The sequence below is a fragment of the Streptosporangium sp. CA-135522 genome (assembly GCF_050949235.1).
Classification (GTDB): Bacteria; Actinomycetota; Actinomycetes; order Streptosporangiales; family Streptosporangiaceae; genus Streptosporangium.
Genome location: NZ_CP192026.1, coordinates 8832111 through 8852922 on the forward strand (window position 1 = coordinate 8832111; position 20812 = coordinate 8852922).

17 protein-coding genes are annotated in these 20812 nt (G+C 68.9%); 11 read left to right on the top strand and 6 right to left on the bottom strand.

Features of this window, described 5'->3' with window-relative positions:
- Positions 1 to 186 precede the first annotated feature (186 nt).
- Entirely contained in the window at positions 187 to 648 is a 462-nt protein-coding gene (locus ACQPYK_RS41530; RefSeq protein WP_433244383.1) for a helix-turn-helix domain-containing protein, read from the top strand.
- Between the two features lie 102 nt (positions 649 to 750).
- Positions 751 to 1401 (top strand): formylglycine-generating enzyme family protein, encoded by a 651-nt coding sequence (locus ACQPYK_RS41535; RefSeq protein WP_433259073.1) that lies wholly within the window; start codon positions 751 to 753, stop codon positions 1399 to 1401.
- A 314-nt stretch (positions 1402 to 1715) separates the two neighbouring features.
- Here ACQPYK_RS41535 and ACQPYK_RS41540 read toward each other — a convergent pair whose 3' ends face one another.
- The 3 genes from ACQPYK_RS41540 to ACQPYK_RS41550 form a co-directional block, all read right to left on the bottom strand.
- The gene (locus tag ACQPYK_RS41540) at positions 1716 to 2318 is read right to left on the bottom strand and encodes a hypothetical protein (RefSeq protein WP_433244386.1); all 603 of its coding nucleotides are present in this window, start codon (positions 2316 to 2318) and stop codon (positions 1716 to 1718) included.
- A 281-nt stretch (positions 2319 to 2599) separates the two neighbouring features.
- Positions 2600 to 2812, bottom strand: coding sequence for a DUF397 domain-containing protein (locus ACQPYK_RS41545; protein WP_433244389.1), 213 nt, complete (start codon positions 2810 to 2812; stop codon positions 2600 to 2602).
- Positions 2803 to 3624 (bottom strand): helix-turn-helix domain-containing protein, encoded by an 822-nt coding sequence (locus tag ACQPYK_RS41550; protein WP_433244392.1) that lies wholly within the window; start codon positions 3622 to 3624, stop codon positions 2803 to 2805. The genes ACQPYK_RS41545 and ACQPYK_RS41550 overlap by 10 nt, the downstream gene beginning before the upstream one ends.
- A gap of 1034 nt (positions 3625 to 4658) precedes the next feature.
- On the opposite strand from ACQPYK_RS41550, the gene ACQPYK_RS41555 reads away from it, so the two are divergent.
- The 4 genes from ACQPYK_RS41555 to ACQPYK_RS41570 all read left to right on the top strand — a co-directional run bounded on the left by ACQPYK_RS41555 (position 4659) and on the right by ACQPYK_RS41570 (position 9341).
- A complete protein-coding gene (locus ACQPYK_RS41555; protein WP_433244395.1) occupies positions 4659 to 5159 on the top strand; it encodes an ATP-binding protein in 501 nt (166 codons plus the stop codon).
- A gap of 343 nt (positions 5160 to 5502) precedes the next feature.
- Positions 5503 to 6774, top strand: a complete 1272-nt coding sequence (locus ACQPYK_RS41560) for a hypothetical protein (protein ID WP_433244398.1) — start codon at positions 5503 to 5505, stop codon at positions 6772 to 6774.
- A 576-nt stretch (positions 6775 to 7350) separates the two neighbouring features.
- Positions 7351 to 8022 (top strand): hypothetical protein, encoded by a 672-nt coding sequence (locus ACQPYK_RS41565; protein ID WP_433244401.1) that lies wholly within the window; start codon positions 7351 to 7353, stop codon positions 8020 to 8022.
- Positions 8016 to 9341 (top strand): copper amine oxidase, encoded by a 1326-nt coding sequence (locus ACQPYK_RS41570; RefSeq protein WP_433244404.1) that lies wholly within the window; start codon positions 8016 to 8018, stop codon positions 9339 to 9341. Before ACQPYK_RS41565 ends, ACQPYK_RS41570 begins: the two co-directional genes overlap by 7 nt.
- 183 nt (positions 9342 to 9524) lie before the next feature.
- On the opposite strand, the gene ACQPYK_RS41575 is transcribed toward ACQPYK_RS41570, so the two are convergent.
- Together ACQPYK_RS41575 and ACQPYK_RS41580 are read right to left on the bottom strand one after the other, a co-directional pair.
- Positions 9525 to 10295 (bottom strand): pirin family protein, encoded by a 771-nt coding sequence (locus tag ACQPYK_RS41575; protein WP_433244407.1) that lies wholly within the window; start codon positions 10293 to 10295, stop codon positions 9525 to 9527.
- An 80-nt stretch (positions 10296 to 10375) separates the two neighbouring features.
- Positions 10376 to 10939 (bottom strand): YceI family protein, encoded by a 564-nt coding sequence (locus ACQPYK_RS41580; RefSeq protein ID WP_433244410.1) that lies wholly within the window; start codon positions 10937 to 10939, stop codon positions 10376 to 10378.
- 127 nt (positions 10940 to 11066) lie between these two features.
- Here ACQPYK_RS41580 and ACQPYK_RS41585 point away from each other — a divergent pair, with 127 nt between their 5' ends.
- From ACQPYK_RS41585 to sppA, 5 genes are all read left to right on the top strand, one after another.
- Complete coding sequence (locus tag ACQPYK_RS41585) at positions 11067 to 11540, top strand: MarR family winged helix-turn-helix transcriptional regulator (protein ID WP_433244413.1); 474 nt, start codon at positions 11067 to 11069, stop codon at positions 11538 to 11540.
- Positions 11541 to 11777: 237 nt separating this feature from the next.
- Positions 11778 to 14129, top strand: a complete 2352-nt coding sequence (gene glgB / locus ACQPYK_RS41590; protein ID WP_433244416.1) for a 1,4-alpha-glucan branching protein GlgB — start codon at positions 11778 to 11780, stop codon at positions 14127 to 14129.
- A gap of 455 nt (positions 14130 to 14584) precedes the next feature.
- Complete coding sequence (locus tag ACQPYK_RS41595) at positions 14585 to 16204, top strand: glycosyl hydrolase family 18 protein (RefSeq protein WP_433244419.1); 1620 nt, start codon at positions 14585 to 14587, stop codon at positions 16202 to 16204.
- Between the two features lie 148 nt (positions 16205 to 16352).
- Positions 16353 to 18419, top strand: a complete 2067-nt coding sequence (locus ACQPYK_RS41600; protein ID WP_433244422.1) for a S8 family serine peptidase — start codon at positions 16353 to 16355, stop codon at positions 18417 to 18419.
- A gap of 30 nt (positions 18420 to 18449) precedes the next feature.
- Entirely contained in the window at positions 18450 to 20150 is a 1701-nt protein-coding gene (gene sppA, locus ACQPYK_RS41605) for a signal peptide peptidase SppA (protein WP_433244425.1), read from the top strand.
- Positions 20151 to 20180: 30 nt separating this feature from the next.
- On the opposite strand, the gene ACQPYK_RS41610 is transcribed toward sppA, so the two are convergent.
- A complete protein-coding gene (locus ACQPYK_RS41610) occupies positions 20181 to 20660 on the bottom strand; it encodes a flavin reductase family protein (RefSeq protein WP_433244428.1) in 480 nt (159 codons plus the stop codon).
- Between the last annotated feature and the right edge of the window lie 152 nt (positions 20661 to 20812).

Below are 20812 nucleotides of genomic sequence, written 5' to 3' on the forward strand. Positions count from 1 at the left end.
CCTCGGGGAACTCCCGCAGCTCGCAGGCTTCCCGGATCACCTCCTGGCGCTCGAATGGCGTGCTTCGACGCTCGGTATATCGCTTGACCTGCGAGACGCAGGTGGTCCGGCATCGCCGGGAGACAGTGCGGCAAACTTACCTATCAATCCCTTTATGGCCTACATTAGGGAATGATGAAGGAGGAAATGTACTCGGTCGAACAGGTGGCCGGCCATCTCGGCCTGCATGTGCGAACCGTGCGCGGCTACATCCGCGACGGCCGTCTCAAAGCGGTGCGGATCGGCAAGCAGTACCGGATCGCCCGCGCCGACCTTGAGGCGTTGACCGGACGGCCGCAGCCCGCACCGGCTCCGCTCACCGGTGGGCTCACCGGCGGCGCGCGGGTGGAGGTGTCGAGCATCGTGCAGATCGACGACGTCGACCGGGTCGCGGCCGACCGGCTGGGCACGCTCATCCTGGCCTGGGCGAACACCTCCCGCGACCCCGCGCGCCCGGTGCGCGTCCAGACCGTCCACGACGAGGAGCGGAACCGTATGAAGATCGTGATACTGGGCGACACCGCCACCACCGCCGATGCGCTGCGCCTGCTCGAAGCCGTCCTCGACGGCGGCGACGGCCTGCTCGCCCGGGAGCCCGGCGGTGCCTGACGTGATGCAGGAGCGGGCCGTCGTCGGCGACATCTCCCTGTAGGACAGACAGGACCCGCGATGAGCTCTGAACCGACGCTGTACCAGGCGACCGCCGAGCGCATGGCCGAAATCCCGGCCGGGGGGATCTTCCTGCGCGACGAGGGCACGAAGACGTACTGGAAGGTCGAGGTCGGGGCATTCCGGCTGGCACCGTATCCGGTGACCCGCGAGCTGTACCGCGCCGTTCGCGGCGAGGTGCCCGCGAGTTCGGCGGGGCCGCGGACGCCGGTGACCGAGGTCTCCTGGAAGGAGGCCGTTCGCTTCTGCAACCTGCTCTCGCAGGCGGCGGGGCTCGAACCCTGCTACTCGATGGGCGACGACCCCGACGGGCAGGACGTCGTCTGCGACTGGGCGGCCGACGGCTACCGCCTCCCGTCCGAGGCGGAGTGGGAGTACGCGTGCCGGGCCGGGACCTCCGGCGTCCGCTACGGAGAGCTGGAGGAGATCGCCTGGTATCGAGGGAACTCCGGCGGCCAGGTGCACGACGTCGCGACCAGGGCGCCGAACGCGTGGGGCCTCCACGACATGATCGGCAACGTGTGGGAGTGGTGCTGGGACGTCTACGATCCCGACGTCTACGGCCCGTACCGCGTGTTCCGCGGCGGAGGCGCGCATGATCAGCCCCGGGGCTGCCGGGCGTCGTGCCGCCGCAAGAGTCACCCGACCTTCCGCGTCGACGACCTCGGATTCCGGCTCGCCCGATCACGGTGAGCGGGGGACTCGCCAGACCGGGCTCGGCGCCTCCGCCGAGGAGTTCTTTTATCGAGCGACCACCACGACAGCCTGCCCAGGTCGAGGCCGCTGTCGGCCTCGGGGGCGAAGGTGATGGTCAGCGGAGCCGTGTCGATCCCGCGATCCGAGGTGCTGGTGTAGGCGAGGTCCAACAGGGCCTCGGCGCCCGGGGCGACGACTCTGGGCGCGGCGAGCGTGATGTGTCCGGGCTGCCCGATGGTGATCGTGGCGGTCTCCTCGGCGGCGGCTCGAATGATGCTCTGGCTGCGCCAACTCGAATTGTCAGACGCTCTCTAGCAAACGCCGGGCAACTTACAGACCTTGGCGGCCATCTTCTTGGCGTCTTCGGTCAGCCCGCCTGGCCTGTAGGGTCCCTCGTTGGTCGTGTAGATCATCAGTGCGCTGCCTCTGCGCGCGACGATACCGGTGACCGTCTGGTTCACGTTGCCGTCCTGCCGGGTCTGAAGACCCATGCCTATGGCCTCGTCTCCCGCCTTGGCCTTACTCGTCCGCCACTGGATCTTGAGCTCGGGCACCGATGGGTCGCCCTTGCGCGCGCACCGCTTGACCTCGACGCGCAGACGGATGAGCGCGGAATGAGCGGCACGAGGGCTCTTGTAGATGACGAGTTGTTCGGAGGAGCCGCTAGGGGCGCTGCTCCAGTGCGTGATCGTGCGGGCTGCCACCCGGTCGCGATCGACGGCGCGCCGGTATCCGCATGGGTTCAGCTCCAACGGCCAGGTGAGCTTGTCGCTGATCTGATAGCCCTCTTCGGATGCCTGGTCAGGGGTCAGGGGCCTGCGCGCGTCGCGTTCGGTGAGCAGGAAGTTCTTCGGAATCTCGGTCACGGTCGCCGGGGACAGGGCCAGCAGCAAGGAGAGTGCCACACTGATCATGAAGAGTTGGATGCCGGCGGGAACGGATTGGTTCTCGGTCCTCCCACCGGATCGGCTCAAGGCCGCAGGGCTGCCCGTGCGGTCGGAGGCCGAGAAGTCGGCCGCGACGAAACGGCGGAGGCGGCGATCGCCTGGGCCGACGACGAGCTCGCACACCTGGGCGAGATCATCGGGTCGATGATGCGCGAAGTGGCTCGCAGGTGCGGTCACCGTCGGCTCGTAAGGACAGAAGCCCTCTGCCAGGTGGCAGGGGGCTTCTGTCATGTTTCGGGAGCCGGGGATCAGAAGTCGAACTCGCCCTTCTTGACGCCGTCGACGAAGGCGTCCCACACACTCGCACTCACCACGAACGGCGCCTTCTCCGGAGCCTCCGTGTCCCGCAGCCCCACCCGACCACCGGATAGCGGAGCCACCTCCAGGCAGTTGCCCTGGTCAGACCCGCTCTTGGTGGCCTTACGCCAGGCCGCCGACTTCAGCTCATCGCTCAGATCCACAGCTTCTCCACCTCTCTGATCAACGCGATGGACGCGTGTTGAGGTTGCGCCTCGGCTCGCAGCGCGTCGTACCTACTGTGTATAGCTTCGACATCTTCCGGGCGATTCGATACATGCCCGTGGGCTGCGGATTGGATATACACCGTATCCGGGCTTCCCGGAAGCTGTGCGATCACGAAGCCGCCGAGAATTCCCGTTGTCACTTCCAGTGCCATAGGCACGACCTGGACGCCGATTCGCGGGGACTCTATCGTCTCCACGAGGCGTTCGAGTTGGCGACGCATGACTTTCCTGCCACCGATCGGACGATGAAGAATGCCTTCGTCCAATATCGCACGGAACAGCGGTGGAGCAGTGCGATTGAATATCTCCTGCCGCTCCATGCGGGCGGTGACGGCCTTCTCCACCTGCTCGTCGGTGATGCCGGGCTCGCCGCGAATAACCGCTCGCGCGTACTCCTCAGTTTGAAGAAGACCCGGCACGACGAGCGGCTCCCACGTGTGCAGAGTATGAGCCTCCTGCTCGACGTCCAGCCAGCCCCGGAACCACCGAGGACTCGCGGCGCGGGTGGCGTGCTCCCACAGGCGGATCAACTCCCCGTCTGCTCGTAGGACATCGTCGCAGCTCCGCGCGAAATTACGGCTGGGCGTGCGCTTACCCCTTTCGATGAAGCCGATCAGGCTCTGGCTGAACATGGTGATCTCCGCCAGCCGATCTTGCGATAGACCAGCCCTCTTCCGATATTTACGAACTTCGGCCCCGAAAACCTCTAGCGGCTTTGCGTTTGGGTCGATTTCACCGAAATCAGGCATTTCTACTCCATCCAACGAGGGGAGCGACACTCCATCAGCACAGAAGGGCACAGTTTCAGCACAAAACTGTCCTAGTGATGTACTGGAGGTTCTATACCCAACGTAGTCACCTCAGGGCACCCTGTGAAGTGCCTCGGCAAGCACAAGCACCTCTAGAGAGGCCCTCTCACGCATGCATGAGAAGACCCTCTAGATACGTCGCGAAAATCACCAGAAATGTCCAAATAAAAGAGGCGAAAAAGGCTGTCGAGAACGCGATGACGGATGACCGGGGCGACCGGTCAGGCTGTCCGCCGGTCACGGGGTTGTCGCTTTCCGGCAACCCCGCGAGAACAGCCCCAAACCGTTCCGCAGTCCTGACCCGAGCATGCCGGGCCGTACCCGGCTCAAAGGTCCGTGGGCCCGCAGACGAAAGCGGGGCTCGCCACGGCACGGCACGCCATGACAAGCCCCTTGACCGGACGCAGGAGGTCCGACCTGATGCAGAACCCTAACCGAAACCCCAGGCCGATCCGGGTCCGTTGGTCCGCTGACCAGCCACCGATGCCGCTCGGTTGCCGCTGGTGCGGGCACCCGCCGTACGCCCACGTGGCCACGAGTCTGCCGCACCGGGCCCGCCACGACTGGCAGCAGCCCACCTCCGCCCAGGTCCACGCCCGGATGACCGTACGGCGGCGCCTCGGGCTTTGCGACCGGCCACCGGCCCCCACACCGGTGCGCCCGCTCCTGCCGCCGCCTTCCCCTGCCGTCTCCCCCGGACGGCACCGGCGGCAGGAGCACCCCACACCTGTGACCGCCGTGCCGCACCGGCGCGGACGGCCGCCAGGCACACGGACCCCGCCCAGCGGACACGAGCCGTACCCGAAGGAAGGCGCGCCCCACCGGAACGGGCACGAGCCGTACCCGAGAAGGGCCATGACATGAACCGGCGCATCCGCCTCGGCCCGCGCCCGGCCGCCCCGCCTCCCCCTCCCCCGGCCGACCGGACACCACCCCCACTCGCGCATCCCCCGACGCCATCCCCAGGAGCCCCGATGCCCGCAACCCCGGACGATCTGCGAACCGTCTGCTGGGCCCTGCCCCACGAACCGTCGATCGTCGGCAAGGCCCGCGCGATGGTGCACGAGACCCTCGCCGCGTGGGGGCTGCAGAGTCTCGCCGACGACGTGGTCCTGGTCGTCGGGGAACTGCTCGCCAACGCGATCACCTACGGCGAACCCCCGGTCGGACTCTCCCTATGGGCCGGAGCCGACGGGTTCTGCGTCCGGGTCACCGACCACGGCCCCGAACAACCCCGCCACCTCGACCTCGGCATCGAAGCCGTCCACGGCAGAGGCCTCACCATCGTCGAAGCCCTCGCCCACGACTCCGGCGTCACCCCGCTCCCCGACCACCCCGGCAAAACCGTCTGGGCCCGCTGGCGACCACCCGGTCACGGCCCGGAGGTCACCACCCTCGCCGGAGGGGCGTCGATCCCCCGGCACCGCACGCGACAGGATCACGCCTCGCCATTGCACGCCCCTCCGGCGAGGTGATCGTTTATCCGGAAGCGAATTACGGAAAGTCAATCATCCTGATTTAGGGTCACCCTTCGCAGGTCGATACGCCAGGATCATCCCTTTGCGGCACACCCGAAGCGTCTTCTGCGAAAAAATGGCCGCAGTCGGCCAAAGCAAAACCATTATCGCAGACAGATGGTCGAGAACGACGCCTATCGCATCATTGCGGACCGGCAACGACGCACCCTAATTCCACCATACGGGCGATATTTAATTGCGGTATTACCGGCAATACAAGCCGGTGTCAACATGTTGATTCCCCTATAACTCCATGAAATACCAGGTTCCTCACCTAAACACGGGCAAGGAGGAACCTCCGGTGAAAATCCCCCGGGACATGGAGAAAACCAGTCGATTCACCCGCCGTCTCGCGATCGCGCTGGGAGCCACCCTGGTGGCCACGGCGCTCGGTGGCGTCCAGGCCGCCGCCGCGCAGGACCCCGGCAAGGACACCCCCACCCAGGCCATCGAGCAGACCGGCCCGGTACCGGGCGGCTTCGCCTCGTGGAAGGAGCTGCTGGCCACCCAGGAACAGCTGGTCCGCGCGGCCGACCGCATCTCCGCGGCGGCCCAGGAGCCGGGAGCCGACGGCTACGCCGGCATCATCGCCGCGCCGGAGAACCACGAGCTGCGCCTGTACTGGAAGGGCAACACTCCCAAAGCGGTCAACGCCCTCCTCGGCGAACTCCGCAACGAGGTCGCCGTCAACGTTCTCCCGGCGCGGCACTCCGCGCGTGAACTGGCCCGCGAGACCGCCCGGATCACCCGGAAGGCGACCGATGCGATCACCTCGGTCGCTCCCCAGCCCGACGGCTCCGGCCTGGTCGTGACCGGTCCGAACTCCCTGTCGGCCCGCTCTGCGCTCGGTGACGTCAAGGTTCCGGTCACCGTGGAGGTCGGTGTCCGCCCGGCTCTGGCGACTCGCTGGGACGACTCACCGCCGTGGTGGGGCGGCGGCGCCTGGCGGAACACCAGCGGCGGCGGCTGCTCCACCGGCTTCGCCGTCTCGCACGCGGGCGTGACCAAGATGCTCTCCGCCGGTCACTGCGGCGCGGTGGGCAACACGGCCACCGACCCGACCGGTCAGGTCATCGGGAACATCTCCGAGGACGACAACGGCCGCGACGTGCTGCTGATCAACGCGAGATCGGCGGGCCGGGTCTTCAACAACGCCATCGGCAACACCGCCAGCGAGTTCAACAACCCGGTGATCGGCACCTTCGGCAGCTACGTCGGCCTGTGGGTGTGCACCTCCGGCGCCTACTCGGGCACCAACTGCAGCATCCAGGTCCAGCAGACCGGCGTGAGCATCAACGTCGGATACTGGATCATCGACACCGTCCGGGCGGAGCAGTCCGCGCACACCAACGCCGTCGGGCAGGGTGACAGCGGCGGCTCGGTCGAGGTCATCAACTCCGCCAACACCAGCCAGGTGTACGCGGCGGGCGTCAACACCGCCATCGACACGAGCACCGCGGTACCGTGCACCGGCTACGTCACCAGCGGCCGGACCTGCGCCTGGCGGATGTACTACACCCCGTGGAGCAACGCGGTGGCGTCCTTCCCCGGAATCTCCATCGTCCTGGGCTGATCCTTCGACATGACCGAGAGCCAAGGTGGAGCCGGCGCATCCGCGCCGGCTCCTTCTCGGCTCAGCACCCGAAAGCCGCCGCGACGATACGGCCCGGCTGAGCCTACGGACGCCCGATCGTGTTCTCGGAAGCGGATCCGGACTCCCGGGAAGGCCCGCTGTACCTAATCTCGGAAGTCACACCCGGGAGTGCGGTTCCGAAATTGCGGCAATCTCGGAACCACGCCGGATTACCTTGGCCGCCATCCTCGACCTCAGAGATACGACACCTATACGTGCACGGTGACATTACGGACGAACGCATCCCATTGCCTGCCGGTGAAATACAACTCGGGCTTGTGGGGATCATTGACGGCTCGCATGCGATAAAGATGGCGGCCCCAGGGGTGAACCCGGTCGACTGGAAGACCCGTCAAGATCTGAACGCCGCTTACGTGCACCGGTTTTCCCGCATCTCGGCCGGACCCGAGATGCGGGGAATGCCGCTAACGACGCAATACGCCGTTCGACCCCCGCACCACGCTCCCGTGACTACACTCCGCGATCAAAGGTCAACGATGGGTAAAGAGGGTGCTCGTGGGGCGACGGTGGATCATGATGGCGCTTGCCGGAGCGGGGGTGGCCGCCGTCGCGGGGGCGGTGCTCTTCCTGCCCGGTGAGCAGGGGTCGCAGGCGGCGGGGGCCGTCCCGAGGGTGCCCGCCCAGGGAGATCCGCTGACCGGCGAGGAGGTCGCGCGGGCGAGTGGGATCGCGTCGGCGGCGTCACAGGCGCACATGACGGCCGGCCGGGTCCAGCTGCTCTACGTCGAGCGCGACGACGACAAGGACACCGACGAGCGACGGCGGGCCGACGCCTTCCTGTACGACTACGCCACCGACCAGCTCATCGTGCGGACCGTGGACCTGGGCCGGGGAGAGGTCGTGGAGGAGGCCGTGACCCGGGGCGTGCAGCCTCCGCCGTCCAAGGCGGAGGAGGTCGGCGCCGCCGAGCTGCTGCTGGCCGACCCGCAGTACGGCAGGGGCGTGCGCGAGTCCTACGCCAAGGCGGCCGGCACGCAGCTCCGGTCCGCGTCGGATCTGGGCCTTCGAGGACTGATCTTCGTCCCCGGCGCGGAGGGCGGGGCCCACCGGTGCCAGACCCACCGCTGCGTGCGGCTGTTCGTCCGGCTCCCCGGAAACACCTGGCTGGACACCAGCCGGATCATCGTCGACCTGTCCGCCAAGCAGATCTACACCCTGGAATGGTGACCGTGTTCCTGCGTCTGGCCCTCTCCTGCGCCATGATCACCGGGCTCACCGGTGGCCTCGGTCCGGTGCCGGCCGCGCGGGCTCTCTCCGCCACGCCCGCCGGACGAACCGCCGCTCAGACCCCTGTCACCACGCCCTTCACGCGAACCGCCGCCCGGCCTTCTTCCATCACGCCTCTCGCGCGACCCGCCGCCCGGTCCCCCTTCGCCAGGCCTACGGCACCGGCGCCCGACACGCCCGCCGCACCGGCTTCGCGGCCTCAGTGCAGCGCGCCGTACCGGATCGACAGGACGCTGCCGAACGGCGCGCGCTGGCAGCTGTGCTGGGAGATGCGCAACATCGAGGGGCTGACCCTCACCGAGGTCGTCTACACCCCGAAGGGCAACACCCCGGTCAGCGTGTTGCGCAGCGCGGCGCTGGCTCAGATCCACGTCCCCTACGACAGCGGCAACCCTCGCTACCACGACATCGGGGCCCTCGGCTCCGCCGCCATCGCGTTGCAGGCCGCCGACTGCCCCGGCGGCGAGCGACGCGAGCAGTTCGTCTGCGTGACGACGCGGGCGCGCGGCCACGCCTACCTGAAGTCCGGCTACGACGAGCCGAGCACGTCGGCCCAGGGCACCGATCTGGTGGTGTTCGCCGCCTTCCAATTGGGCTGGTACACCTACCTGGCCGAATGGGCCTTCTCCGACGACGGGGCGATCACCCCGCGGGTGGGAGCCACCGGCTCACTGGCCGGGTTCACCACCACGCCCGAGCACGGCTGGCCGATCGGCGTGGGCAGCCAGACCTTCGAGGAGAACCACAGCCACAATGTCTTCTGGCGCCTCGACTTCGACATCCAGGGCAAGAATGGCGATGTCGTGGAGCAGTACGACTTCTCAGGATCCGGTACGGCGGGCCGGAAGCTGGAACGCACGACCTTCACCAAGGAGACCGCGGCCCTGAACGGCCGGATGCGCTGGTGGCGCGTGGTCGATCCGGGGGTCCGCAACGCCGACGGGCATCCCGTCTCCTGGGAGATCGACAACTCCGGCAGCGCGGAGTATCGCGGCCCGGCCGACGAGGCGTTCACCCACGCCGACGTCTACGCCACCGACTACCGCTCCTGCGAGCGTCTGGCGACCACCAACCCGGCGCCCCGGTGCGCCGAGTCCGTCGACCGCTATGTCAACGGCGAGCAACTCATCGACCCCGTGCTCTGGGTCAACGTCGACTATCACCACGTCCCCCGTGACGAGGACGCCGATCCCATGCCGACCCACTGGCAGGGCTTCCGCATCACCCCCCGCGACGTCACGGCGAAGAACCCCCGCTGAGCCACGGTCCGCACGGCGATCAGGCGGGCACGACCGCGGTCGTGCCCGCCTGAGACATGGCCTTCGGCCTTATGACGTACGGCCTTACGGGGCCGGCGACTGCTCGGGCTCCCCCGGCTGTCCGGGTTCTCCGATCTGCTCGGGCTCCCCGGAGGGGAGGCCGAAGCGAGCCCGCGGCGCGGCTCAGGCGGCGAGGGCCGCGTGCATCTCCCACACCAGGACCTCGGCGGGTTCGGTGGCGGTGACCCGCTGCCCGCCGGTGGCGGTGAAGCGGACGGCGTCGCCGGTGCCCAGCGTCCCGGCGCCTTCGAGATCGACCGTGCCGCGGGGCACGAACAGGTGCAGGAACGGAGCCTCGGGAAGCTGCACGCTCTGGCCCGGCCGCAGGCGGGCGGCGTGCAGGGCGGCGTGACGGTTCTTGATGCGGATGGCCGAGGCGCCGTCGTGCGCGGCCATCCCGGACGCGACCGGCACCAGACCGCCGGCCAGCAGTTCGTCCTCGATCTCCAGTTGCTCGTAGCCGGGGACGATGCCGGCCTCGTCGGGCACCACCCACATCTGCACGAAGTGCACCGGCTCGTCGTGGGCGTCGCCACCGCGCAGCCGCCAGGAGTCGTTCTTCTCCGAGTGGAGGATGCCGGTGCCGGCGCTCATGCGCTGGGCCAGTCCCGGATAGATGACACCGTTGTGCCCCTCGGAGTCCTGGTGCACCAGGGAGCCCTGCAGCACCCAGGTGACGATCTCCATGTCGCGATGCGGATGGGTGTCGAACCCGCTGCCGGGGCGCACGATGTCGTCGTTGTTGACCAGCAGCACCCCGTGATGGGTGTTGGCGGCGTCGTAGTGGCCTCCGAAGGAGAAGGAGTGCTTGGAGTCCAGCCAGGAGATGCCGGTGACGAACCGCTCGTCGGCACGGCGGACGTCCACGGTCGGGGTCTGCGGGAACGTGGTCATGGAATGGATCCCCTTTCCGGGAAGGCACACGTGGACACGGGTGATACGGGCGGCCCATGCGGGCCGTACGGGCGGGTGGGTCAGGCGTTCTTGATGGCGGAGACCTCGAACTCCAGCACGATCTTGTCGCTGACCAGGACACCGCCGGTCTCCAGCGCGGCGTTCCAGGTGACGCCGTAGTCCTTGCGGTTGATCGTCACCGCGCCCTCGAAGCCGGCACGCACGTTACCGAACGGGTCGGTCGCCACGCCCTCGTAGGCGAAGGGGATCGTCACCGTGTTGGTGACGCCCTTGATGGTCAGGTCACCGGTCAGCTCGAAGTCGGTCTCGCCGGTCTGGCGGACGGCGGTGGAGACGAAGGTGATCTCCGGGTAGGACTCCATCGCCAGGAAGTCGTTGCTGCGCAGGTGCTCGTCGCGCTGGGCGTTGCGGGTGTCGATGCTCGCGGCCTTGATCGTCACCCTGGCGGTCGAGTTGGCCGGGTTGTCGCCGTCGAGCACGGCGGTGCCCTCGAACTCGTTGAACGCGCCGCGGACCTTCGTCACCATCGCGTGCCGGGCCACGAACCCGATGCGGGTGTGCGCCGGGTCGATGGCGTAGACGCCGGTGAGCTTGGTGAATTCGGTGCCGGTCGTGGGCGTCATGGCGGTTTCCTCCTGCGGTTCGGCCATCCAAGTGGATGACGTGTCATCTATGTGCCTCAACTTACATGACGCATCATCTATTCCGCAATCTCCATGACATGTCATCAACCTTGGATAGGGTGGGGGCATGAACAGCCCTCGATGGCTCGACGAAGACGAGCAGCGCGCCTGGCGAGCCCACATCCGGTTGCAGGGGCAGCTGACCGCCCGGCTCAACCGGCAGCTACAGGCCGACTCCGGCCTGTCCCTGGCCGACTACGAGGTGCTGGTGCAGCTCACCGACACCCCGGACGGGCGCCTGCGCCCCTTCGAGCTCCAACGGGAAATACAGTGGGAGCAGAGCCGCCTGTCGCACCATCTCAGCCGGATGCAACGCCGCGGCCTGATCTGCCGCGAGGAGTGCCCCGACGACGGCCGGGGCGCGTTCATCGTGCTCACCGACGCCGGCCGCGACGCCATCACCGCCGCCGCGCCCGGACATGTGGAGACCGTCCGGCGGCTGTTCTTCGAGGGGCTCACCCGCGACCAGGTGGCCCTGCTGGAGCAGTTGTCGACCCAGGTGCTCGCCCGGCTCGACGCCGCTCCCGAAGACGCCTCCTGAGGACGGCTCCCAAAGGTCGTCCACCGCACGCCCCCGAGGAATACGATCGCTGTCCTCCGCGTGATCAGCCGGATCGGCGGACAGTATTCCTATAAGCGATAAGAGCTGACAAGCAGGATTTTCCCCACTTACGTCTTCGCACGTTTTCACGACACGCATGGTGATAGCGGACAAGGGCATGGGATGGAGCGCCCGAATAGGGCAGGGTTAGGGGATACCGATCTACGGGAGTGATCCATGAACGCGCACTTGGACCTGGAGCGCCTGGCGGGTGGGGCACACCACGATCCGCACTCGATCCTCGGAGCGCACCCGGGCCCGGGGGGCGTGACGGTCAGGGCGCTGCGACCACTCGCCGAGAGGGTCCAGGTCGTCGCGGACGGCCAGGCCTACGACATGGAGCATGTCGCCCACGGGGTGTTCGCGGTGACGATCCCCGGGCTGGACAAGGTCCCCGACTACCGCCTGCGGGTCACCTACGCCGGGGCCGAGCCGTACGAGATGGCCGACCCCTACCGGCACTGGCCCACGCTGGGCGAGGTGGACCTGCACCTGATCGGCGAGGGACGCCACGAGCGGCTGTGGGAGGTCCTCGGCGCGCGGATCATGCGGCACGAGGACGAAGAGGGCACCGCCTTCGCCGTGTGGGCGCCGAACGCGCGCGGGATCCGGGTGATCGGCGACTTCAACCACTGGGACGGCACCGCCTACCCCATGCGCTCGCTCGGCGGGTCCGGGATCTGGGAGCTGTTCATCCCCGGCCTGGGCGAGGGTGACCGCTACAAGTTCGGCGTCCTCGGCGCCGACGGGGTCTGGCGGGCCAAGGCCGACCCGATGGCCCGGCGCACCGAGGTCCCGCCCGCGACCGCGTCGGTCATCGACAGGTCGGACTACGACTGGCAGGACGCCGAGTGGATACGGCGGCGCGCGAGCCGCAGCGCGCTGGAGGAGCCGATGAGCACCTACGAGGTGCACCTCGGCTCGTGGCGGCCGGGCCTGTCCTACCGGGAGCTGGCCACCGAACTCGTCGACTACGTGGTGGACATGGGGTTCACCCACGTGGAGCTCATGCCGGTGGCCGAGCACCCGTTCGGCGGCTCCTGGGGTTACCAGGTGACGTCCTACTACGCGCCGACGTCCCGGTTCGGCACCCCGGACGAGTTCCGCCACCTGGTGGACCGCCTGCACGAGGCGGGCATCGGGGTGGTGGTCGACTGGGTGCCCGCGCACTTCCCGATGGACGACTGGGCGCTGGCCAGGTTCGACGGGACGCCGCTGTACGAGCACGCCGACCCGGCCCGGGGCGAGCACCCCGAATGGGGAACCTACATCTTCGACTTCGGCCGCAGGGAGGTGCGCAACTTCCTGGTCGCCAACGCGCTGTACTGGCTGCGCGAGTTCCACATCGACGGACTGCGGGTGGACGCCGTCGCCTCCATGCTCTACCTGGACTACTCACGGCGCGAGGGAGAGTGGACGCCCAACGAGTACGGCGGGCGGGAGAATCTGGACGCGGTCGCCTTCCTCAAGGAGATGAACGCCGTCGTCTACCGCGACCAGCCGGGGATCATCACCATCGCCGAGGAGTCGACCGCCTGGCCCGGGGTCTCCCGGCCGGTGCACCTGGGCGGCCTGGGGTTCGGGTTCAAGTGGAACATGGGGTGGATGCACGACACCCTCGCCTACCTCAAGCACGAGCCGATCTTCCGGCAGTACCACCACCATCAGATGACGTTCTCCCTGATGTACGCCTACTCGGAGAACTTCGTGCTGCCGCTGTCGCACGACGAGGTGGTGCACGGCAAGGGATCGCTGCTGGGCAAGATGCCCGGCGACGAATGGCAGCGGTTCGCGAACCTGCGTGCGCTGTTCGCCTTCATGTGGGCCCATCCGGGCAAGCAACTGCTCTTCATGGGCGGGGAGTTCGGCCAGGGCTCGGAGTGGTCGGAGTCGCGCGGGCTCGACTGGTGGGTGCTCGACTTCGACGGGCACAGGGGAGTCCAGCGACTGGTCCGCGACCTCAACCGGGTCTACCGGGAGACTCCCGCCCTGTGGACGCTCGACGCCTCTCCCGACGGCTTCAGCTGGATCGACGCCGACGACGCTCAGGGCAACGTGTTCTCCTTCCTGCGGCGCTCCCCGGACGGATCGGCCGTGGCCTGCGTGGTCAACTTCTCCGGCTCGCCGCACGAGGACTACCGTCTCGGCCTGCCCTTCGCCGGCCCGTGGGAGGAGGCGATCAACACCGACGCCTACGACTACGCCGGTAGCGGCGTGGGCAACATGGGCGCCGTGGAAGCGGTGGAAGAGCCCTACCACGGCCTGCCGTACTCGGCCCGCCTGCGCGTCCCGCCCCTGGGGGCGGTCTGGTTCCGCCACGCCGGTGAGCCCGCCGCGGAGGAGCCCGTCGCGAAGGTCGTGAGCGTGGAGACCACCGAGGAGATCCCGGGGGGTGCCACATCCGCCGCTCCGGTCGCACCTGCCGCTTCCGCCGCCCCTGTCGTGCCCGCAGTGCCCGCGGCACCCGCGGCACCCGCGGCACCCGCGGAGGAGGACGCCGGGAAGGACGTCGAGGAGAGATCGGCCTGATCTGATCACAGGTCAGCTGGATTCGAACCCATCGTCGAATTCTCGCCCTGCCCTCTGAACCACGGCGCGCGGTGATCATTGACCGCGCCCATCAGACGATCGGCAGGCGCGCACCGCCGCGCGCGCCCGCCGACCCGAAGGATCGGTGAGACTTCGACGTCTCCTCACGAGCGCCACCACACTCGCCGGCGCCGCCGAACACCTGAACACCTACGTCAACAGGACGAAGCGGGTTCTCCCCGCCGGACTCTCAACCGATTCGGGCCGGTCACGTGTCGCGTGACCGGCCCTTTCGCGTCCGGAGGCGCCCAACGGCCATCCGAAGAACCTTAAATCGGCCTTATATCGGCCGACCGGGCATTGACCGTCCGGGAACAAGAACCTACGCTCAATAAACTAATAGGAAACTTTCCTATGAATTCGGGGGCTCGGCATTCTCTGACCTGGAGCGACCCTTGCGACGAATCACCATCGGCTCCTTGATCGCGGCGGCGGCGCTGCTCGTCCCCCTGGGAATGAGCGCCGCGACGGCCGCCACACCGGCCACCGCCACCTACTCGACCGACTCCGACTGGGGCTCCGGCTTCCAGGGCAAGGTCACCGTGAAGGCGGGAACGAGCGCGCTGACGAGTTGGAAGGTCGAGTTCGACCTCCCCACCGGCAACTCGATCGCCTCGGCGTGGGACGCCGACCTCACCAAGAGCGGCAGCCACTACACCTTCGTCAACAAGGGGTGGAACGGAGCCGTCGCTGCGGGGGCGTCCGTGAGCTTCGGTTTCACCGGCTCGCCCGGCGGACTGTCCGGCGTGCTGAACTGCAAGCTCAACGGCGCGGCCTGCAACGGCACCGGCACCCCCGACCCGACGCCGACCCCCACACCGACGCCGACGCCGACGCCGACGGTCACCCCCACCCCGGACCCGACGCCCACGCCCACGCCGACGACGTCCCCCGACCCCTCGGGCAAGAAGGTCGTCGGCTACTTCACCGAGTGGGGCGTCTACGGCCGCAACTATCACGTGAAGAACCTGGTCACCAGCGGCACGGCCGGTAAGCTCACCCACCTGCTGTACGCCTTCGGCAACACCGCGGGCGGCCGGTGCGCGATCGGCGACTCCTACGCCGACTACGACAAGGCCTACACCGCCGACCAGAGCGTCGACGGCGTCGCCGACACCTGGGACCAGCCGCTACGCGGCAACTTCAACCAGCTCCGCAAGCTGAAGAAGGCCTACCCGAACCTCAAGGTCATCTACTCCTTCGGCGGATGGACCTGGTCCGGCGGCTTCACCCAGGCCGCGGCCAACCCGGCCGCGTTCGCCGACTCCTGCTACAACGTGGTCAAGGACCCGCGCTGGGCGGACGTCTTCGACGGCATCGACGTCGACTGGGAGTACCCCAACGCCTGCGGTCTCACCTGTGACACCAGCGGCCCGAACGCCTTCAAGAACGTGGTCTCCGCACTGCGCGCCAAGTTCGGCGCGAGCGCGCTGGTCACCGCGGCGATCACCGCCGACGGCTCCGGCGGCGGCAAGATCGACGTGGCCGACTACGCGGGCGCGACCCAGTACCTCAACTGGTTCATGCCGATGACCTACGACTTCTTCGGCGCCTGGGACGCCAAGGGTCCGACGGCTCCGCACTCACCCCTGACCTCCTACGCCGGCCTCCCCAAGGACGGCTTCTACACCGACGCCGCGATCCAGAAGCTGAAGAGCAAGGGCATCCCCGCCGGCAAGCTGCTGATCGGCATCGGTTTCTACGGCCGCGGCTGGGCCGGAGTGACCCAGGCGACCCCGGGCGGCACCGCCACCGGTGCGGCCCCCGGCACCTACGAGGCGGGCATCGAGGACTACAAGGTCCTCAAGACCAAGTGCCCCGCCAACGGCACCGTCGCCGGCACCGCCTACGCCTTCTGCAACGGCCAGTGGTGGAGCTACGACACCCCCGCCACCATCGCCGGCAAGATGACCTACGCCAAGAACCAGGGTCTGGGCGGCGCGTTCTTCTGGGAGACCAGCGGCGACACCGCCAACGGTGAACTCATCAGCGCGATCTCCAACGGACTCAAGTAATATTTCGAGCACTCGGCCCTCCGTGCGCGCAACGCCGCGGGGGGTCGAGCCGTTTCTGAAAAGATCCTCAGAATCAGGATCAAGGTATTCACTGCGGACAAAACGCTGCCTAGACTCCGAATCGCCCGTTCGATCCCCCGGAGGACGTGTGCGACTTCGAGCCCTCGTGGCCCTGGCGATGGTGCTCACCGTCGTCCCCGGCGTCCCCGCACTCGCCGAGAATCCGCCCCCGCCGGCGGCCGTTCAGGATCCACCGGCGACCACGCAGGATCCACCGTCGGCCGTTCAGGACCCGCCGGCGACCACGCAGGACCCTCCGGCGGCCGCTCAGGACCCGCCGGTGTCCACCCGGACTCCCGCCCCGCCGGCCGCCGGCGAGACGCCGGCTCCGGCCCCCAAGCTGGAGCCCGGAATCGCCGACGACAGCGACGGAGCCCGGGTCATCGTCCAGCTGACCGCCCCCGCGGAGGCCGCGCCGGTCGCGGGCGAGGCCCGGAGCCTGCCGGATGCCGAGGTCGTCCTCCAGCCGTCGGACGCCTCCTTCATCGTGGTCGAGGGCACCGGCGAATCCCTGGCGGCGCTGGCCGAAGATCCCCGTGTGCTGTCCGTCCGCCGGGACCGTGCCTACTCCCCCGCCTCGCTGGCCTCGGGCCTGACGCTGATCGGAGCGGACCGGGCCCACGCCGAGGGGGCCGACGGCCGGGGTAAGACGATCGCGATCATCGATACCGGGATCGACCGCGACCATCCCGCGTTGAACGGCAAGGTCGTGGAGGAGGCCTGCTTCTCCGTGACGGACGACGAGGCGAAGTCCCTGTGCCCGAACGGGCAGGCCGGCCAGGTCGGCCAGGGCTCCGCCGACGCGAAGACCCCCGCGTGCGTGGACGGCGCCGTCAACCTGTGCGAGCACGGCACACACGTGGCGGGCATCGCCCACGCCGTCGCGCCCGAGGCGAACATCGTGGCGATTCAGGTCTTCAGCCGCGTGGACGACTGCGAGGGCGGCGGAGCATGCCTGACGGCCTACGAGTCGGTGATCCTGCTCGCCCTTGACCACGTCGCCAAGCTCAAGGACGGCGGCTCCGACGTCGTCTCGGTGAACCTCAGCCTCGGCGGCGGCCTCTACGAGGGGGCGTGCGACGGCGAACCCGAGGTTCAGGAAATGAAGGAGAAGATCAACGCGCTGCGTGCCAAGGGTGTGGCGATCGTCGCCGCGGCGGGGAACGAGGGCATGTCCGGCGCGGGAGTGCCCGGATGCATCTCCGGTGCGGTGACCGTGGGGGCGACGAGCGACGGCGACGCCATCCCCGGATGGTCCAACCGCGGCTCCGTGCTCGACCTGTTCGCCCCCGGAGTCGAGATCGACTCCTCGGTGCCGGGCGGGCGGACCGCCGTCTACAGCGGCACCTCCATGTCGACCCCGCACGTCACGGGTGCGCTGGCGCTGCTGGCCCAGAAGTTCCCCGGCGAGTCGCCGGACGCGCTCGCCGGCAGGCTCACCGCGGCCGGCCGCCCCATCGTCTACGAGGGGGTGAGCACCCCCCGGCTCGACGTGTACGGCGCGCTCACCCAGCGCGCTCCCTCGCCCCCGGTGACCCAGACGCCCGGCGTCGGCGACCCGACCCCGGACGGGCCCGGCGACGACTCCGGCGATGACTCCGGCGACCCGAGCCCGAACCCCAGCTCCGGTCCGGTGCCGACTCCGGGGCCGGCGAACCCGCCCGCCCCGAGTCCGATCCCGTTGCCGACGGTCACCGTGACCGTGACCGTGACCGCCGCGCCCGCCACCGCGCCTGCGGTGTGCACCCGGGGCAGGGCGTCCACGACCCTGACGGCGGCCCGGTGGGCCGCGGAGATGACCCGCGGCAAGGGAGAGCTGCCGGACGCGACGCTCGGCTGCTACCTGAGTCTGGTCGCGAAGGCCAGCAACGTCTTCCCCGAGCTCACGCGCGCCTCCACACCGGGCGCCGCCTACCGGGTGCTCAAGCCCGCAGCGAAGCCGAAGCCCGGCAAGAAGGCCAAACTGGACAGTGAGCTGCTGGCCGCCTGGCTGAACTGGGCGCACGGTGGGGTCAACTTCACCACGAAGATCGAGGGATCGGCCACGGTCAGGGACGCGCTGGTCGCGACGGAGAAGCAACGGCTGAAAGGCGCATACCCCTCCGCATTCACATCAATACTGAGAAAACAGGTAAACATGCGACGTATCGCATAAGCACGAAGTAGGTCGCTTATGGTGATATCCATGGACGCGACCAAGGTGATCATCGACACCGTCGACCGGTTCCGGCAGCGGCGTACCGCTCCACTGGTCCTTGAACTCGACCTCACCGAGGGCCTGACCGAAGGCCCTCCGGCGGACCCGCTGGGCGTGATCCTGTCCATGCGCAAGACGCGCCTGGCCGATGTGCTGTCCGCGCTGAAGCGCGCCGGAAAGGACCCTCGGGTCAAGGCGCTGATCGTCAAGATCGGCACTCAGCCGCTGGGGCTGGCGATGGTACAGGAGCTGCGCCAGGCCGTGATCCGGTTCCGGGCCGCCGGCAAGCTGACGGTCGCCTTCGCCGAGACGTTCGGCGAGTTCGGGGCGGGCACCGTGCCCTACTACCTGGGCAGCGCCTTCGAGCGGGTCTACCTGCAGCCGTCGGGTGACGTCGGGCTGACCGGCATCGCGATGGAGCAGCGCTTCCTGCGGGGGGCGCTGGGCAAGCTCGGCGTCGAATACCAGATGGGCCAGCGGCACGAGTACAAGACCGCGGCCAACACCTTCACCCAGGACCACATGACCGACGCCCATCGCGAGTCGATGGGCCGGATCACCGAGTCGGTCACCGAGCAGATCGTCGCGGGCGTCGCCGAAGGACGCGGGCTGGACCCCGCCAAGGTCCGCGAGCTCATCGACCAGGGCCCGTTCATCGGCGCCGAGGCCGTCGACGCGGGACTCGTGGACCGGATGGCCTACCGCGACGAGGTCTACGACGAGGTCAAGCAGGCCGTCGGCGACGACGCGCTGCTGCTGTACGTGGGCCGCTACGCCAAGGGGACGATCGCCAGGAAGCTGCCGCACCCCGGCGAGCGGACCGTCGCGCTGGTCCACGGCAACGGCGCGATCCGGCTCGGCCGCAGCGGGCGCAGCCCGCTGGGCGGCGGCGGCGCGATGGGCTCCGACACCGTCTGCGCCGCCCTGCGCGCGGCCCGCCGTGACGAGCACGTGAAGGCCGTCGTCTTCCGGGTGGACAGCCCCGGCGGCTCCTACGTGGCCTCCGACGCCATCTGGCGCGAGGTCGTGCTCACCCGCAAGGCGGGCAAGCCGATCGTGGTCTCGATGGGCGACCTGGCCGCCTCCGGCGGTTACATGGTCTCGATGGCCGCCGACGCGATCGTGGCCCAGCCGGGCACGCTCACCGGCTCCATCGGCGTGTTCGGCGGCAAGGCGGTCATCGGCGGGCTGCTGGAGAAGATCGGCGTGTCGTCCGAGACGGTCGGCGAGGGCGCCAACTCCGGGATGTTCTCCCCCACGAACGCCTTCTCCGAAGCCCAGTGGGCACGGGTCAACGCCTGGCTCGACCGGGTCTACGACGACTTCGTGAACAAGGTGGCCGAGGGCCGCGGCCTGTCTCGGGAACGCGCCCACGAGCTGGCCAGGGGCCGGGTCTGGACCGGCGCCGACGCCCAGGCGAGCGGGCTCGTCGACGAGCTCGGCGGCCTGGAGGACGCCCTCGCCCTGGCCCGCGAGAAGGCGGGCCTGTCCGCCGACGCCCCGGTGCGCGTCTACCCCAAGCTCAACCCGCTGGAGCGCCTGCGCCCCGCGGACTCCAGCGAGGACAAGGCCGCCGCCCTGGCCAGGGTCCGCCTGGAGGCCTGGGGCCCGCTCGCCCACCTGGCCACCGAGCTCGGCCTGCCCTCCTACGGCCCGCTCATGCTCCCCGGCGGGTGGACGATCCGTTAGTACGGCCCGGCCAGCCGGCCGCCCGCGCGGTCAGCCGGCGGGCCGGTAGCGGCCCCGGAACCGCACGAGCGGGGCGAGCCCCGCGTTGACGTAGCTCACGTCCAGCACACGGGCGATGTAGAGCGTGTGGTCGCCGGCCGGGACGACCTGGGTCGTCTCGGCCTCCAGGGCGGTCACGCCGCCGTCCACGACGAGTGCCTCGCTCAGCTCACCCCGGTGGTGCGGCGTCCCGGCGAGCAGCAGCCGGGCACCGGGCCGGCCGGCGGTGGCGAAGCGGCTGGCGATCGCCTTCTGCCCCTCCGACAGCACGCTGACGGCCCAGCGGTCGCGGCGCAGCAGCAGTTCGTTGAGGTAGCCGGTGTTCTCCATGCTCACCATCACCAGCCGCGGGTCGAGCGAGACGGAGGTGAAGGTGGCGATCGTCGCTCCCACGTCGTCGCGCTCGTCCTTCACGGTGATCACCGTCACCGCGGTCGCCACCTGTGCCATGGCCTCGATGAACTCGTTCATGCCGTCATCATCCCGGAAGCCGATCACCGCGCGGAAAGCCGATCACCGCGCGGAAAGCCCCGGGCGGGCGCCGGACGCGGCACGGTCCCCGCGCGGCGAGCCGTACGGGGACCGCGTTCATGAAGCCGTACGGGGACTGTGCCCGTGAAGCC

What these genes read in the sequence shown, in the direction of transcription:
- ACQPYK_RS41530 (WP_433244383.1), top strand. Translation starts at nt 187, where the DNA reads ATGTACTCGGTCGAACAGGTGGCCGGCCATCTCGGCCTGCATGTGCGA.
- ACQPYK_RS41535 (WP_433259073.1), top strand. Translation starts at nt 751, where the DNA reads ATGGCCGAAATCCCGGCCGGGGGGATCTTCCTGCGCGACGAGGGCACG.
- ACQPYK_RS41540 (WP_433244386.1), bottom strand. Translation starts at nt 2,318, where the DNA reads ATGATCAGTGTGGCACTCTCCTTGCTGCTGGCCCTGTCCCCGGCGACC.
- ACQPYK_RS41550 (WP_433244392.1), bottom strand. Translation starts at nt 3,624, where the DNA reads ATGCCTGATTTCGGTGAAATCGACCCAAACGCAAAGCCGCTAGAGGTT.
- ACQPYK_RS41555 (WP_433244395.1), top strand. Translation starts at nt 4,659, where the DNA reads ATGCCCGCAACCCCGGACGATCTGCGAACCGTCTGCTGGGCCCTGCCC.
- ACQPYK_RS41570 (WP_433244404.1), top strand. Translation starts at nt 8,016, where the DNA reads ATGGTGACCGTGTTCCTGCGTCTGGCCCTCTCCTGCGCCATGATCACC.
- ACQPYK_RS41575 (WP_433244407.1), bottom strand. Translation starts at nt 10,295, where the DNA reads ATGACCACGTTCCCGCAGACCCCGACCGTGGACGTCCGCCGTGCCGAC.
- ACQPYK_RS41580 (WP_433244410.1), bottom strand. Translation starts at nt 10,939, where the DNA reads ATGACGCCCACGACCGGCACCGAATTCACCAAGCTCACCGGCGTCTAC.
- ACQPYK_RS41585 (WP_433244413.1), top strand. Translation starts at nt 11,067, where the DNA reads ATGAACAGCCCTCGATGGCTCGACGAAGACGAGCAGCGCGCCTGGCGA.
- glgB (WP_433244416.1), top strand. Translation starts at nt 11,778, where the DNA reads ATGAACGCGCACTTGGACCTGGAGCGCCTGGCGGGTGGGGCACACCAC.
- sppA (WP_433244425.1), top strand. Translation starts at nt 18,450, where the DNA reads ATGGACGCGACCAAGGTGATCATCGACACCGTCGACCGGTTCCGGCAG.
- ACQPYK_RS41610 (WP_433244428.1), bottom strand. Translation starts at nt 20,660, where the DNA reads ATGAACGAGTTCATCGAGGCCATGGCACAGGTGGCGACCGCGGTGACG.